The following is a 15,442-nucleotide window of genomic DNA, read 5'->3' as shown; positions in this document are numbered from 1 at the left end:
CCGAACAGGGAAGTTAAGCCCGTTAGCGCCGATGGTACTGCTATACCAAGTGGGAGAGTAGGTCGCCGCCTTACCTCGAAAAGCCCCGCATCGAAAGATGCGGGGCTTTTTTTATGCAAAAGGGCCCGGAGGAGACGAAGGGCTCGACCGTACAAAACCCGGTTCGTTTTAACAAAATTACGAATCAACCCCCTCGATTCATTTTCTTCTTTAAAGGTTTTCCCTCTTCTGAAGGTCTGATTCTTTAACCGTTTCTATTTTACATGAAAAAACCGCCCCCTTAAAGAGGCGGCTATTCCAACTAATTCATACAAGGGGAAACTTTTTTTACACTCTCGGCAAATCGCCCTCGCCTTTCAACGGTAGATATGATTCTCCCATTAGATAGGTATCGACATGATGCGCGGCCTGCCTACCTTCCGAAATGGCCCAAACAATCAGCGATTGCCCCCTGCGTTGGTCACCTGCTACAAATACACCGGGAACATTGGTTTTATAGTCTTTTGTCGATGCTTTGATATTGGTACGTGGATCAGCTTCCAATCCTAACTGCTCTGCCAGGGTCATTTCAGAGCCGGTAAATCCGAGTGCCAGCAAGGCCAGATTACATTTCCATTCTTTTTCGGTACCTTCAATCTCCTTCAAAATGGGTCGTTTTCCTGGCTCGTGAATCCATTCGACTTCAGCGGTGACAAGCCCGGTCAGGTTACCGTCCTTATCTCCTACGAACTTCTTGGTCGAGATACTGAAATAGCGTTCGGCTCCCTCCTTGTGGGAGGAGCTTGTTCGTAAGCGCATCGGCCAAAAGGGCCATGGTTGACCTTCAGGCCGGTCGGTGGTCGCCATCGGCATGATTTCAAAATTGGAGACCGATTTCGCTCCCTGTCGGATGGAAGTGCCGATACAATCGGAACCCGTGTCACCACCACCAATGACGACGACGTCCTTACCGGTAGCCAGTATTTCGTTCTCGAACTTTTTTATTCCATCGACCCGACGGTTGTTTTGCGGTAAAAAATCCATAGCCTGGACAACCCCTTTCAGGTTCGCTCCTTCAATCGGTAAATTTCTTCGCACCGTAGCACCTCCACAAAGTACAATCGCATCATAATCATTCTTCAGTGCTTCCGCCTTAACGTCTACCCCTACATGTACGTCACATTTAAACTCGATTCCCTCTTCTTCCAAAATTTGCAGTCTACGATCGATGACATGTTTTTCCATCTTGAAATCCGGGATACCATAGCGTAATAATCCGCCAGGTTTCTCATCCCTTTCAAAAACGGTCACCCAGTGTCCCGCTCTATTCAACTGCTGCGCCGCAGCCAATCCCGCAGGTCCGGACCCGATGACCGCCACTTTTTTTTCGGTTCTTGTAATAGGTGGTGCCGGTTTGACCCATCCGTTTTCAAAAGCTTTCTCCGCGATATTTTTTTCAATATTCTCAATGGAGACGGGATCTTCATTAATTCCCAATACGCAGGCTTCCTCACAAGGCGCGGGACATAAACGACCGGTGAACTCCGGAAAGTTGTTGGTCGAATGTAGAATGTGGGCCGCCTTTTCCCATTTGCCCCGGTACACGGCATCGTTGAAATCAGGAATTAAATTCCCTAACGGGCAACCGCTATGGCAAAAGGGGATGCCGCAATCCATACAGCGCGCACCCTGTTCTTTCAACTCCTTTTCCTTGAGGGGCCGGGTAAACTCCTTGTAGTTTTTCACCCGCTCCTCTACGGGAGCATAGGCTTCCACTTTTCTATCGAACTCCAAAAACCCTGTTATCTTTCCCATGTCTCGATATTTATGTTGTTTGTAATTTTTCTTTTTCCAAACGGATCAAGGCTTGGCGATATTCTTCGGGGAACACTTTGACAAAATCTTTTAAACAGCTGTCCCAATTTTCCAAAATTCGCTGGGCCAATGGGCTCATGGTATAGTTGTAGTGACTTTCAATCAAGTCCTTTAATTGCTCAATATCCTGTTCTTCCTCCACTGGCAAAAGGTTTAACGCCTCTTTATTACATTTCCTTTCGAAGTTTTTGTTCTTATCGTACACATAGGCGATACCACCGCTCATTCCGGCCCCAAAGTTTCTCCCGACTTCACCAAGTATGACCGCCACACCGCCGGTCATATATTCACAGCCATGATCACCGATACCTTCCACGACCGTCTTGGCGCCTGAATTACGAACACAGAAACGTTCTCCTGCCTTACCGTTGATATATGCCCTACCTGCGGTGGCACCGTACAGGGTTACATTCCCCGTAATTACGTTATCTTCGGGTACAATGGTAGACCCATCGGGTACTTTTATGACCAATTTTGCACCGGAAAGTCCTTTTCCTAAATAATCGTTCGTATTGCCATTCACGGTTAGGGTCAACCCTCTAGTAGCGAAGGCTCCGAAACTTTGGCCGGCAGACCCGGTAAAGTTGATTTTTAAGGTATTGATCGGCAGGCCTTGTGCTCCGTAAATTTTGGAAATTTCATTACTAATGATGGCTCCTACCGCCCGATCCGTATTCTTGATGGGAAAATCCAGTGTCAATTTTTCCTTTCGGAACAACGATGGATTGGCCCTCTCAATGATTTCAAACTCAATCGATTGGTCGATATCGTGATGTTGTTTTTGGGTGTTGTAAAATTTGGTCCCTTTTGGTACCGCAACCTGATGTAAAATGGGCGTCAAGTCGATTCCTGCAGACTTGTAGTGGTCAATGGCTTTCTTGCGATCGAGCTTTTGTACTTGACCTACCATTTCATCAACGGTTCGAAAGCCAAGCTTTGCCATGATTTCCCTTAGTTCCTGGGCCACGAAATACATATAATTGACAACATGCTCCGGTTTGCCTTCGAACTTTTTACGCAATTCCGGATTTTGGGTAGCAATACCTACCGGACAAGTATTCAGATGGCATACCCGCATCATGATACAACCGGAAGCGACCAGGGGAGCGGTGGCAAAACCAAATTCTTCCGCGCCAAGCAAACAGGCGACTGCAACATCGCGCCCTGTTTTTAACTGTCCGTCGCACTCTAAAACAATTCGGTTTCTCAAGTCGTTCATGACAAGGGTCTGTTGGGCTTCCGCAATCCCTAATTCCCAGGGTAGACCAGCGTGCTTTAAGGAGGTAAGGGGCGATGCTCCGGTACCGCCATCAAAGCCTGAAATAAGAATAACGTCGGCCTTTGCCTTTGAAACCCCTGCCGCCACGGTTCCCACACCCACTTCTGACACGAGTTTCACATTGATTCGTGCTTCGCGGTTGGCCGATTTCAAATCAAAAATGAGTTGTGACAAATCTTCAATCGAATAGATATCGTGATGGGGAGGTGGGGAAATAAGACCAACATAGGGTGTTGAATTCCGTGTTTTGGCAATGGCCGGATTTACCTTCGGACCTGGCAACTGTCCGCCTTCCCCAGGTTTGGCGCCCTGTGCCATTTTAATCTGTATTTCTTGGGCGTTGGTCAGATAGTCGGAAGTGACGCCAAAACGCCCCGAAGCAACTTGTTTTATGGCACTATTACGCCAATCGCCTGTGGCATTTTTATAAAACCGTTCGGAATCCTCTCCTCCTTCACCGGAATTACTCTTGCCGCCGATGCGGTTCATGGCAATGGCAAGATTTTCGTGGGCTTCCTTACTGATAGAGCCATAGGACATCGCACCCGTTTTAAAACGCTTAACAATTTCGGTCCATGGCTCTACTTCTTCAATAGGAATTGGATCAAAGTTCGAAAATTCGAACAATCCTCTAATAGTCATCAAATTTTTGGATTGCTCATTGACCATTTGGGAGAACTCCCTGTACGTATTGGGCTCATTATTACGCACTGCTTTCTGTAGCGTTGCGATTGAAAGTGGATTGAACATATGCTTCTCCCCATCTCTTCTCCATCGATATTCCCCGCCCATTTCAAGGTCCAAATTCGCGGCCACTTCTTTCTTGGCAAATGCCTTGGAATGTCTTTTTGCAATCTCTTTTTCTATTTCATAGAGCCCAATACCCTGTATTCGGGTGGGCGTATTTGGAAAATATTTATCGACTACTTTGGTATTGATGCCGATACATTCAAACAGTTGCGACCCCCTATAGGAGTTCAGTGTGGAGATACCGATTTTGTTCATTACTTTGAGGATGCCCTTTCCAATGGCCTTGTTGTAGTTTTTAATGGCTTCGTCAAAGGTAAAATCAGTGATATCGTGTTCTTCTATTTGCTCTCCGATGATTTCATTTACCAAATAAGGGTTGATGGCACTCGCCCCAAAACCGAATAATAACGCAAAGTGATGCACCTCTCGGGGTTCGGCCGATTCGACGATTACACTGAGCTTGGAGCGTTTGCCCAAGCGTTGCAGACCACTATTCACGAATGAACAGGCCAAAAGCGCTGGGATAGGGGCCATTTTTTCGTTTACGTTTCGGTCTGATAGAATGATTATGTTCGTCCCAAGGTCGATTTCGGTGGTCGCCTTTTTTAAAATCGAATCCAAGGCATCTTCCAGACCGTTCAGCCCCTTTTCGATTTCATAAAGAATAGGAATGGATGTCACGCGATAGTCGGGACTCGCATCGTAGTTTTTGATTTTGTCCAGATCTTCTTTGGAGATGACCGGATTCTGGATTTTTAACTTGCGGCAGTGTAGTTCATTAAAATCGAAAATATTCTGGTCACTGCCGAGGGTAAGGCTGATATCGGTGATTAATTCTTCCCGGATACCATCCAAAGGTGGATTTGTCACCTGGGCGAACAACTGCTTGAAATAATTGTATATCAATTGTGGTCGTTCGGACAAAACTGCAATAGGCGTATCCGATCCCATGGAACCGATCGGTTCCTTTGCGTTCTTGCCCATCGGCAGGATTATGGTATTGATATCCTCAAGGGTATATCCAAAAGCTGCCTTTCTTTTGTCCAAAGAAGCTTCACCTAGGAACAACGGACAGTCGTTATAAGGGATATCTCGCAGATGAACCAAGTTTTGGTCCAACCATTTTTTGTAGGGATGTCTTTGCGCAATTTCTTCCTTGATTTCCTCATCGTTGACGATACGGCCCTCTTCCATGTTTACCAAAAACATTTTTCCGGGCTCTAAACGGCCATGAAATTCCACATTCTCAGGAGCGATATCGACTACGCCTGTCTCGGAGGACATAATGACATAGCCATTCTTTGTTACCGAATATCTAGAAGGTCGTAAACCGTTTCTATCGAGTACCGCGCCAATGTAGTTGCCATCGGTGAAAGGAATGGAGGCCGGGCCGTCCCAAGGCTCCATCATACAGCTATGATATTCATAGAAAGCCCTTTTAGCCTCCGACATATCCGGATTCTTTTCCCAAGCTTCGGGAACCAGGATCATCATAACCTCTGGGAGTGATCGGCCAGTCATTAGCAATAGTTCAACGACCATATCCATGGTGGCGGAATCCGATTTGCCGGGAAGTATGATAGGAAGTATGTTTTTGATTTCATCACCGAACCAATCACTTTTAAGCAACTCTTCACGCGAATGCATGCGGGTAACATTGCCCCGCAAGGTATTGATTTCCCCGTTGTGACACATATAGCGGAACGGTTGTGCGAGATCCCAGGTAGGGAAGGTGTTGGTCGAAAATCGCTGGTGTACCAAGGAAAGTCGGGTAACTACCCTTGAATCCATTAAATCCTTGTAGTAAAGGCTAATATCCTTGGGCATCAGAAGGCCCTTGAATATGATGATTTTTGTGGAAAGACTAGGCAGGTAAAAAAATTTGCTTTCCGAGAGTTTTGAATCGAGGATAGCATGCTCGGTAACCTTTCGGGCAATAAATAACTTAAGGTTGAAATCGAATTCGTTTTGCTCCGAATTTTCTTTCCCGATAAAAACCTGTTTTACGAACGGCTCGGTTTCCATGGCAATACGCCCTGGTACCGACCTATTTACGGGAACATCACGCCAGCCTAAGAGTCGTAACCCCTGTTTTGCTATGTTTTCCTCAAATATCGAAATGCAGAAATTTCGCTGATTTTCTTTCTGGGGCAAGAATACATTGCTGACCGCATATTCTCCCGGTGCCGGTAATTCAAAGCTACATTCGGCTTGAAAGAAATCATGAGGAATATCTATTAAAATCCCCGCTCCATCACCGGTTTTTCCATCTGCACTTACAGCCCCCCTGTGCTCTAACTTATCCAATATCTCGAGGGCCTTGTGAATTATATCGTTCGACTTCTTTCCCTTCAGACTGCAGATAAACCCGGCACCGCAGTTATCATGCTCAAATTCCGGCAGGTACAATCCTTGTTTTTTCAATTTCATAGATCATGACATTTCTTCAAAAATATAGTTTTAGTTGAATTATAATCATCATTTTCGAGTAAATCAAATAAAAAAATCAAGGTTTTAAATAAAACCTTAAAAAATGTACAAATGTGAATTTTTAGCGGTCTAATTTATGATTCCAATAAAAAGGACCTCTATGAGGATAATCTTTCCGGATTTCAGGGGGTATGTGTAAAAAGAAATCAGTTTCATCTGCTTGACCCCCTCATGAATAGTGCTTACTCCCCAAACAAGTGGATTTTTCATGTTTACTTTCAAGAAAAAGAGGGGGTATAGGGAAATAACCAGTTAACGCAATTAGGCGATGTCCAAAAAAAGCAGTAACGTGATGGCAGTTTGACGCCACAGCACCACAAGCACTCATTTTGAATTTTGAAAAGCTTCAGTCCCTTAAAATACCGCGGGAGATGACTATTTTTTGAATCTCCGAAGTACCCTCATAAATCTGGGTGATTTTGGCATCGCGCATGAGGCGTTCTACGTGATAATCCTTTACGAAACCGTTGCCCCCATGAATCTGGACGGCTTCCACCGTCGTGTCCATGGCTACTTGTGAAGCGTATAGTTTGGCCATGGCACTTGAAAGGTCGTAATTGACCCCATTATCCTTGTCCCAAGCGGCCTTGTATACCATATGGCGGGCGGCCTCGATTTGGGTATGCATGTCGGCCAACTTAAAGGCAATTGCCTGATGGTTGCTTATTTCGGTTCCAAAAGCCTTTCGTTCTTTGGAATATTTAAGGGCCAATTCATACGCACCGGCCGCAATACCGAGTGCTTGGGCTGCAATACCGATACGTCCGCCGGAAAGGGTTTTCATCGCAAACTTGAATCCGAAACCATCTTCCCCTATTCTGTTTTCCTTGGGTACCTTTACATCGTTGAATATCAGGGAGTGGGTGTCGCTGCCGCGGATCCCTAGTTTGTTTTCCTTGGGTCCGATCTCAAACCCTGACATGCCTTTTTCAACGATAAGGGCGTTGATACCTTTATGACCTTTTTCCCTATCGGTTTGGGCGATGACCAGATAAACTTCGGCGGAATTGCCGTTGGTAATCCAGTTTTTCGTACCGTTTAATACATAATGATTCCCCTTATCGATGGCAGTGGTTTTCTGTGAAGTGGCGTCGCTCCCCGCTTCCGGTTCCGATAAGCAAAACGCACCGATGATTTCCCCGGAGGCCAAGCGGGTCAGGTATTTTTGTTTTTGTTCGTCTGTCCCATACGCCTCCAGTCCGTAACATACCAAAGAATTGTTTACCGAAACAACTACGGAGGCCGAAGCGTCTATTTTGGATAGTTCCTCCATAGCGATAACGTAGGAAAGCGTATCCATTCCACTGCCGTTGTATTTTGGGTCGACCATCATTCCCATAAAACCCAATTCCCCTAACTTTTTAATCTGCTCTGCGGGAAATTTTTGTGCTTCATCCCTTTCGATTACCCCGGGCAGTAATTCATTTTGGGCGAAATCCCTCGCGGCTTGTTGAATCATTTGGTGTTCTTCCGACAGTAAAAAATCCATATAAAAAATTTTATTTTGGCTTCGTGCAAATATACGGTTATGTAATAAAAAATTAGGCAAACCGATTACAGTTTTAGCAGGGCATTATTCCTATGAAAAGGATGGCAAAGCTTTTAATCCCACTTCAAATTTTTATATTTGTTCACTTCGTTTTTTTAATTGGTTAAAAGACAAAATTATGGATCAGCAGTAGCCCCTCATGGGGGATGACAAACAGAGTTTCAAACCGAAGCAGAACGCAAAACAAGATCACATAATTTTAACAATCAATTACCATGAAAGAATTACTCAAGGCATACGAAGAGAAACAACCTGAAATCGTTTTTAATTGGAAAGACCCTGAGACGGAAGCCGAAGGATGGACGGTCATCAACTCCCTACGCGGGGGTGCCGCGGGCGGAGGCACGCGTATGCGGGAAGGACTCGATATGAACGAAGTGCTTTCCCTCGCAAAAACGATGGAAGTAAAATTTACGGTATCGGGTCCTCCTATCGGCGGAGCAAAGTCGGGTATCAATTTTAATCCGCACGACCCCCGCAAAAGAGGGGTGTTGGAACGTTGGTACAATGCGGTCGCTCCTTTGTTGAAAAGCTATTATGGTACGGGAGGCGATTTGAACGTTGATGAGACCCATGAGGTAATCCCGATTACCGAGGATGCGGGGGTATGGCATCCGCAGGAAGGGGTTTTCAATGGTCATTTTAAACCGACGGAGGCCGATAAGATCAATCGTATAGGGCAGTTGAGATTGGGAGTCATCAAACCTCTGGAAGATCATAAGTACTCTCCCGATATTTCCAGAAAATATACGGTGGCGGATATGATTACGGGTTTCGGAGTCGCGGAAGCCGTACGCCATTATTATGATATTTACGGGGGTAATGTCATGGGAAAACGGGCGGTTATCCAAGGTTTTGGAAATGTGGGTTCTGCCGCCGCCTACTATTTGGCCCAAATGGGCGCGAAGGTTGTGGGGATTCTAGACCGGGCCGGTGGTGTTGTAAAGGAAGAGGGTTTTTCCTTTGAAGAAATCCAACATTTCTTTTTGAATAAAAAAGGCAACAGTCTTATGGCCGATGCGGATACCATGATTCCGTTTGAGGAAATCAATGAGCAAATATGGACCTTGCCCACCGAAATTTTCATGCCTTGTGCCGCATCCCGACTTGTGACCAAGGAACAGATTACCAAGATGATCGATACTGGACTGGAGGTTATTTCCTCAGGGGCCAATGTGCCTTTTGCCGATAAGGAAATATTTTTTGGCCCCATAATGGAATATACCGATGGACGGGTAAGCCTACTGCCCGATTTTGTGAGTAACTGTGGAATGGCAAGGGTGTTTGCCTATTTTATGGAGAAAAGAGTTGGGATGGATGATGAATTGATATTTAAAGATACCTCCGATACCATTAGAAAAGCAATTTTGAATATCTTTAAGCAAAATCCAACAAAAACGAATATCTGCGAAACCGGATTTGAGATCGCACTGAAACAGCTAATATAAAAACCGACCGAATATGGAGACCATCATTATCATTGTCTTTTTGGCAGGCTATCTGGCCATTACCCTGGAGCACACTTTAAAAATCGATAAACTCATTCCTGCATTGGCCATGATGGCAATTTTATGGGCGATAATCGCGCTTGCACATATGGACGTATTCGAGGTGAATGCCGAGCTTCGCGAGCTAGAACCTACCCATATCGACGAGATTCTGCTCCATCATCTGGGCAAAACCGCGGAGATTCTGGTCTTTCTGTTGGGTGCTATGACCATCGTGGAAATCATTGATTACTTTGATGGTTTTGCCACCATTAAGGGCTTTATACGAACTAGGAGTAAACGGAAGCTCTTGTGGTTGTTTTCGATTTTAGCGTTTATATTATCGGCGATAATCGACAATCTAACCGCAACCATCGTGTTGATTACGATTTTGCAAAAAGTAATAAAGGATCGTACAACCCGGCTCTGGTTCGCAGGGATGATCATAATTGCAGCGAACGCAGGGGGTGCGTGGTCTCCCATTGGTGACGTGACCACCACGATGTTGTGGATAGCCAATAAGGTTTCGGCCCTTCAATTGATAGAACACGTATTGTTGCCGTCGATTGTCTGCATGGTGATACCCGTTTTGGTGGCTAGCCGTTACAAGGCATTTAGCGGTTTTATCGAAAGTGAAATCGACGAGATGGAAGCACCAAAATCCAAGTACGGCGGGTTGATGTTATACTTGGGATTGGGAGCGATCGTTTTCGTTCCCTTCTTTAAAACGGTAACCCATTTACCGCCCTATGTTGGGATGATGTTATCATTGGCTGTAGTGGCTACTTTTGCCGAAATTTACAGTAGTTCCAAGTTTAGTATATCCACGATCGAGGGAGAGGGCCATGACACGGTTGGGCATCATAGTCCTGTACACCACTCCCTTTCAAAAATTGAGCTACCTAGTATCTTATTCTTCTTAGGAATTTTGCTTGCGGTTGCCGCTTTAGAATCTTTAGGATTACTCTTTAATTATGCCGAAAGTTTGAACACGGCCATACCGAATACCGATATCGTGGTGATGCTATTCGGTGTGGGGTCGGCCGTAATCGACAACGTGCCTTTGGTAGCTGCCAGTATGGGAATGTTCGCCCAGGCGATGGACGACCCGTTATGGCATTTCATCGCGTATTCGGCCGGGACGGGTGGTAGTATGTTGATCATTGGTTCCGCAGCGGGTGTGGTGGCCATGGGAATGGAGAAAATCGATTTCTTTTGGTATCTCAAAAAAATAAGCTGGTTGGCATTAATCGGTTTTGTAGCTGGTGCGGGCGCATTTATTTTGATGAGAGATTTTGTATTGCACGTATAATTTAATCGACAAAATACCGTTATTAAGGCAACCTTAAGAAGAGAATATATATGTTATTGTTTCAAGACTTGGCCCAAGACCCGGAAATGGGGGAATTGGTCTCTGAAGAAAAAACGTTATCGGTCATTGATTTGATTTTTAACGGTGGTACCGGAAGCATTGTGATTATCTCGGTACTATTTGTCATGTTGGGAGTGGCCCTTTACATCTATTTTGAAAGAATCCTCGCTATCAAAGCCGCTTCCAAAATTGATAAGAATTTTATGAACCAGATCCGCGATTATGTGTCAAACGGAAAGTTGGACGCTGCCAAAATGTTGTGCGCCCAAACCGATTCCCCGGTTGCCCGATTGACCGAGAAAGGAGTGTCACGAATCGGGAAACCGTTGGACGATATCAATACGGCCATCGAAAATGCCGGGACTTTGGAAGTCTATAAGTTGGAAAAGAATGTCAGTATTTTGGCCACTGTAGCTGGTGCCGCACCTATGATCGGTTTCCTTGGAACGGTAATTGGTATGATTTTGGCATTCCACCAAATGGCCACTAGTGGCGGACAGGCGGAAATGGGGTCACTGGCCTCCGGCATCTATACCGCAATGACCACTACCGTAGCGGGACTGATCGTTGGAATTATAGCGTATATGGGATACAACCATTTGGTAAACAGAACGGATAAGGTCGTTCACAAAATGGAGGCCAATGCAGTGGAATTCTTAGATCTATTGAACGAACCTTTATAGAGGCCCGTATGAAATTGAAAGGAAGAAATAAGGTAAGCCCGGATTTTAGCATGTCATCGATGACGGACATCGTTTTCTTGCTACTGATCTTCTTTATGCTAACCGCTAACTCCCCCAACGCCTTGGATTTGTTGTTGCCCAAGGCTCGGGGTAAATCAACCAATACACAAAACGTATCGGTAAGTATAGACAAGAACTTACAGTATTTTGTCAACAACGAGCGAATCAACGGAGAATACATTGAAATTGAATTAAAAAAGGCACTAAAAGGTCAAGAAAAACCGACTATTATTCTTAGGGCGGAAGAAAGCGTTGCCATCAAAGAGGCGGTAAACGTTATGGACATCGCCAACCGGAATAATTACAAAGTCATCCTGGCCGTGCGACCGAACTAATGTCGTTCCTGAACACGAGACACAAAAAACAATCCTTTACACTCACCACGCTACTTCTGAGTGTGTTGTTGCTTATTATGTTCTATATAGGCCTCAACTACTTGGACCCCCCTATTGAGAATGGAATTTCCGTAAATTTCGGAACTACTGATTTTGGCAGTGGTCAAGTTCAGCCCAAGCAAAGAGTTCGCTCCGAACCAATGGAAACACCGCCCGTAGAGCCAACAAAACAAGAACAGGCCGTAGAAGAAGTGGTCGAGGAAGTGAAGGAAGAGGTTCCCGAAGAAGTAAGCAAGGAGGCCCCTGCCGAAAAGGTGCTTACCAAAGAAGACCCGGAAGCCATCAAAATCAAACAGGCCAGGGAGGCGAAACGCAAAGCGGACGAGGCGGCAGAAGTAGCCAAGAGAAAGGCAGAGGAAGCCGAAAAAAGAAAAAAAGCGGAGGCTGCGAGGATAGCGCAACAAAAAAGGGATGCCGAGGAAAGGGCCCGACGCGAACAGGAAGCGAAAAAGAAAAAGCTTGACGAGTTGATGGGCGGCCTCAACAAATCGGACGGTACCGCCTCGGGTTCTGAAGGGGATGACACGCGCTCAGGCGATAAGGGACAACCTGATGGGGATCCTTATGCGACCAGCTATTACGGAAGTCCCGGTTCTGGAAGCGGAACCGGTGGATATGGGCTCAATGGACGTTCGCTGGTAAGCAAAGGAAAGGTACAACAGGAATGTAACGAAGAAGGGCGTGTAGTTGTCAAAATAGTGGTTGACAGAAACGGTAAAGTGGTCAGCGCTACCCCTGGGGTGAAAGGAACCACAAATAATGCCGCCTGCCTGTTGGAACCCGCCAAAAAGACCGCTTTCCTGCACAAATGGAACCTTGATTCAAAGGCACCGAGCCAACAAGTAGGTTTTGTGGTCGTCAACTTCAAATTGGGGGAATAAGTGACCTACGGACAAACGCTTGAGTGGATGTTCGCGCAACTCCCGATGTACCAACAAAAAGGGAAAGCCGCATTGAACCATAAGTTGGATAACATCCAAAGATTGGCGAGTCATCTTAACAATCCTGATAAAAAATTTAAAAGTATTCACGTCGCTGGTACCAATGGCAAAGGTTCCAGTAGTCATATGTTGGCTTCGATCCTTCAGGAAGCAAGTTATAAAGTGGGTCTGTATACCTCGCCCCATCTCAAAGATTTTCGGGAACGTATTCGTATCAACGGAAAACCACTTAGCAAGCAATTCGTTGTCGATTTCATTACTGAGCACAGGGCTTTTTTCGAAAGGAATCAACTGTCGTTCTTTGAGATGACCGTAGGTATGGCCTTTGACTATTTTGCAAAAAGGAAGGTCGATATTGCCGTTATTGAAGTCGGACTTGGAGGTCGACTGGATTCCACGAACATCATAAGCCCTGAGGTGTCGTTGATCACAAATATTGGATTCGACCACACCGATACGCTGGGCGATACGTTGGATAAAATCGCGTATGAAAAAGGAGGGATTATCAAAAACGGAATCCCGGTCATCGTAAGCGAATACCAGGAAGAGATTGCCGAGGTCTTTGAAAATATTGCCTTGGAAAAAAATTCAAAATTGATATTTGCCGATAGAATTGACCAAAAACCCTACAAGACATCCCTGTTGGGAAACTATCAAGCCAAGAACGTCAAAGGGGTAGTAGCTACCTTAAAAGAACTTAAGGGCTTCGAGATTCGGGAGGTGGACGTCATTGCCGGACTTCAAAAAATAGTGGAAAATACTGGTCTAATGGGAAGATGGCAGGTTTTGGGCCGTCATCCAAAAATTGTTTGCGATACTGCACACAATACAGAGGGGCTGCAATTGGTACTCGCACAAATAAGCAAACAGGAATATGATATGTTGCATCTTGTTCTCGGTTTTGTGAAGGATAAGAATTTGGAAACTATTCTACCGTTGTTCCCCAAAGATGCCGTCTATTATTTTTCCAGACCTAATATCCCCAGGGGTTTGGATGGAAGTTTCCTAAAGGAAAAGGCTGCCAAGTTTGGTTTAAAAGGAACAACCTATACATCGGTAATGGAAGCCTTGAAGGCAGCCAGGAAAAATGCCTCAAAAAACGACTTTATCTTTGTCGGCGGCAGTAATTTCACCGTCGCGGAAGCGCTTTGATTTTTTGTTCTTTTTTCTTTTGGCGTTCCTAAAAACGTTCTATATTTGCACACCTTTACGGGCAATTAGCTCAGTTGGTTTAGAGCACCTCGTTTACACCGAGGGGGTCGGGGGTTCGAATCCCTCATTGCCCACATCAAGCAGGATTCCGATGAATTTTTCATCGGAATTTTTTGTTTCGGAAAATTGGAATTGGAAATTTAAAGCTGTACGAAACAAAAAATTCCTGAAGCCGATAGGCTTCGGAATCCTATTTGCAGGAGCGGACGCAACGCGGGATATGCAATCCCTCGTATGCTCGGGCCCAGTAATCCATATGGGTATTCGATAAAAAATTCACGTAAGCCGATAGGCTTTGGAATCCTATTTGCAGGAGCGGTGTCAACCAAGGATATACAATCTTACCTATCTACTGCAATCCAGTACCTACCAATTACTTGTTACCCACTATAAGGGACCGAAAAGCCTTCGAAACCACTCGTACAAAAGAATTTGAAATAGCAACATATCTCGCGAGTTAAAGTATTGTTATTTTGTTTAATTAATTTTAAATATGATTAAACGTTTTATACCTTTGGAACAGTTAAAATCATAACAAATAATACTGGATAGCTATGTTTGGATTGTTCAAAAAGAAATCAGAGATGGAGGTACTTCAGGACAAGTACAAAAAACTAATGCAACAAGCGCATCAGCTATCCACTTCCAATCGAAAATTAAGTGATGACAAGGTCTTCGAAGCGGAGGAAATTATGAAACAAATTGTAAAGCTTGAGAAATAATCATATACTTGGGATATTAAATATTTTAAAGTAACAGAATGGATTTAATGGAAAGGGTTCAAGAGTTCGAATCTAGAAAAAAATCTGGTATGAGTACAAGCGACCGGGTTTCCGCCTCACGGGAAGCCAAAGCTTTGATTTTGGAACTCAACGAAATATACAAGGAGAAAAAAGATAGCGCGATTATGGACATTATGAAACGATTGACCGTAATCAAGCAAAAAATCGATAAAAGGTTGAAAGGCAACTTGAACGTATAGTATGGGAAAAACGGGCATTGTAAATACTGAAATGGCCAATGTTCAACCAAAAGTGCTCGCTACCCAGTACGACAACAAATTAACCGAGCCACAAATAGATCGTATTATTGAGATGGCATGGGAAGATCGTACACCTTTCGAGGCCATCGAATACCAATTTGGTTTGCCCGAGAAAGAGGTCATCAGGTTAATGAGATCCCAACTAAAATCCAGTAGTTTCAAACTTTGGAGGAAAAGGGTGAACTCGGGTGTAAGCCATAAACATCTTAAAAAACGAAATCCTGGAATCGACCGCTTTAAATGTACAAGACAACGATCGATCAGTGGTAATAAAATAAGTAAGCGATAATGCCGGTGCTGATTGAGCAAAAAGTTCCCCTGTTCCCCA

12 protein-coding genes, 1 tRNA gene and 1 rRNA gene are annotated in these 15,442 nt (G+C 44.8%); 11 read left to right on the top strand and 3 right to left on the bottom strand.

Annotation, left to right across the window (positions count from 1 at the left end):
- Positions 1-74, top strand: a 5S ribosomal RNA gene (gene rrf / locus FK220_RS20325); the annotation flags it as partial.
- 253 nt (positions 75-327) lie between these two features.
- Here rrf and FK220_RS17065 read toward each other — a convergent pair.
- The 3 genes from FK220_RS17065 to FK220_RS17055 form a co-directional block, all read right to left on the bottom strand.
- Positions 328-1,794, bottom strand: a complete 1,467-nt coding sequence (locus tag FK220_RS17065) for a glutamate synthase subunit beta (protein ID WP_152575547.1) — start codon at positions 1,792-1,794, stop codon at positions 328-330.
- 10 nt (positions 1,795-1,804) lie between these two features.
- Positions 1,805-6,313, bottom strand: a complete 4,509-nt coding sequence (gene gltB / locus FK220_RS17060; protein ID WP_152575546.1) for a glutamate synthase large subunit — start codon at positions 6,311-6,313, stop codon at positions 1,805-1,807.
- Between the two features lie 406 nt (positions 6,314-6,719).
- Entirely contained in the window at positions 6,720-7,862 is a 1,143-nt protein-coding gene (locus FK220_RS17055; protein WP_152575545.1) for an acyl-CoA dehydrogenase, read from the bottom strand.
- 275 nt (positions 7,863-8,137) lie between these two features.
- Here FK220_RS17055 and FK220_RS17050 point away from each other — a divergent pair, with 275 nt between their 5' ends.
- The 10 genes from FK220_RS17050 to FK220_RS17005 all read left to right on the top strand — a co-directional run bounded on the left by FK220_RS17050 (position 8,138) and on the right by FK220_RS17005 (position 15,403).
- On the top strand, positions 8,138-9,370 hold the full coding sequence (locus FK220_RS17050; protein ID WP_152575544.1) for a Glu/Leu/Phe/Val dehydrogenase dimerization domain-containing protein: 1,233 nt from the start codon (positions 8,138-8,140) through the stop codon (positions 9,368-9,370).
- Between the two features lie 13 nt (positions 9,371-9,383).
- Positions 9,384-10,721 (top strand): sodium:proton antiporter NhaD, encoded by a 1,338-nt coding sequence (nhaD, locus tag FK220_RS17045; RefSeq protein ID WP_152575543.1) that lies wholly within the window; start codon positions 9,384-9,386, stop codon positions 10,719-10,721.
- Between the two features lie 50 nt (positions 10,722-10,771).
- Entirely contained in the window at positions 10,772-11,464 is a 693-nt protein-coding gene (locus tag FK220_RS17040) for a MotA/TolQ/ExbB proton channel family protein (protein WP_152575542.1), read from the top strand.
- Between the two features lie 8 nt (positions 11,465-11,472).
- Positions 11,473-11,859 carry an ExbD/TolR family protein gene (locus FK220_RS17035; protein WP_152575541.1) on the top strand — a complete coding sequence of 129 codons (387 nt, stop codon included), beginning with the start codon at positions 11,473-11,475 and terminating at the stop codon, positions 11,857-11,859.
- Positions 11,859-12,800, top strand: coding sequence for an energy transducer TonB (locus tag FK220_RS17030; protein ID WP_152575540.1), 942 nt, complete (start codon positions 11,859-11,861; stop codon positions 12,798-12,800). Before FK220_RS17035 ends, FK220_RS17030 begins: the two co-directional genes overlap by 1 nt.
- Positions 12,801-14,012, top strand: coding sequence for a bifunctional folylpolyglutamate synthase/dihydrofolate synthase (locus FK220_RS17025; protein WP_152575539.1), 1,212 nt, complete (start codon positions 12,801-12,803; stop codon positions 14,010-14,012). It begins immediately after the preceding gene.
- Positions 14,013-14,071: 59 nt separating this feature from the next.
- Positions 14,072-14,146: transfer RNA gene (locus FK220_RS17020), tRNA-Val, on the top strand.
- A gap of 480 nt (positions 14,147-14,626) precedes the next feature.
- Entirely contained in the window at positions 14,627-14,794 is a 168-nt protein-coding gene (locus tag FK220_RS17015; RefSeq protein ID WP_152575538.1) for a Lacal_2735 family protein, read from the top strand.
- 38 nt (positions 14,795-14,832) lie between these two features.
- Complete coding sequence (locus tag FK220_RS17010; RefSeq protein ID WP_152575537.1) at positions 14,833-15,054, top strand: hypothetical protein; 222 nt, start codon at positions 14,833-14,835, stop codon at positions 15,052-15,054.
- Positions 15,055-15,085: 31 nt separating this feature from the next.
- Complete coding sequence (locus FK220_RS17005) at positions 15,086-15,403, top strand: TIGR03643 family protein (protein ID WP_152575570.1); 318 nt, start codon at positions 15,086-15,088, stop codon at positions 15,401-15,403.
- The last annotated feature ends 39 nt before the right edge of the window (positions 15,404-15,442 follow it).

This window comes from Pelagihabitans pacificus, from assembly GCF_009371985.2.
Classification (GTDB): domain Bacteria; phylum Bacteroidota; class Bacteroidia; order Flavobacteriales; family Flavobacteriaceae; genus Pelagihabitans; species Pelagihabitans pacificus.
Note: the sequence above shows the minus strand (reverse complement) of the source record. Positions and strands in the feature narration are given on the sequence as shown.

Excerpts from the sequence above, each read along its gene's own strand:
- FK220_RS17065 (WP_152575547.1), bottom strand. The coding sequence starts at position 1,794 with ATGGGAAAGATAACAGGGTTTTTGGAGTTCGATAGAAAAGTGGAAGCC.
- gltB (WP_152575546.1), bottom strand. The coding sequence starts at position 6,313 with ATGAAATTGAAAAAACAAGGATTGTACCTGCCGGAATTTGAGCATGAT.
- FK220_RS17055 (WP_152575545.1), bottom strand. The coding sequence starts at position 7,862 with ATGGATTTTTTACTGTCGGAAGAACACCAAATGATTCAACAAGCCGCG.
- FK220_RS17050 (WP_152575544.1), top strand. The coding sequence starts at position 8,138 with ATGAAAGAATTACTCAAGGCATACGAAGAGAAACAACCTGAAATCGTT.
- nhaD (WP_152575543.1), top strand. The coding sequence starts at position 9,384 with ATGGAGACCATCATTATCATTGTCTTTTTGGCAGGCTATCTGGCCATT.
- FK220_RS17040 (WP_152575542.1), top strand. The coding sequence starts at position 10,772 with ATGTTATTGTTTCAAGACTTGGCCCAAGACCCGGAAATGGGGGAATTG.
- FK220_RS17035 (WP_152575541.1), top strand. The coding sequence starts at position 11,473 with ATGAAATTGAAAGGAAGAAATAAGGTAAGCCCGGATTTTAGCATGTCA.
- FK220_RS17030 (WP_152575540.1), top strand. The coding sequence starts at position 11,859 with ATGTCGTTCCTGAACACGAGACACAAAAAACAATCCTTTACACTCACC.
- FK220_RS17015 (WP_152575538.1), top strand. The coding sequence starts at position 14,627 with ATGTTTGGATTGTTCAAAAAGAAATCAGAGATGGAGGTACTTCAGGAC.
- FK220_RS17010 (WP_152575537.1), top strand. The coding sequence starts at position 14,833 with ATGGATTTAATGGAAAGGGTTCAAGAGTTCGAATCTAGAAAAAAATCT.
- FK220_RS17005 (WP_152575570.1), top strand. The coding sequence starts at position 15,086 with ATGGCCAATGTTCAACCAAAAGTGCTCGCTACCCAGTACGACAACAAA.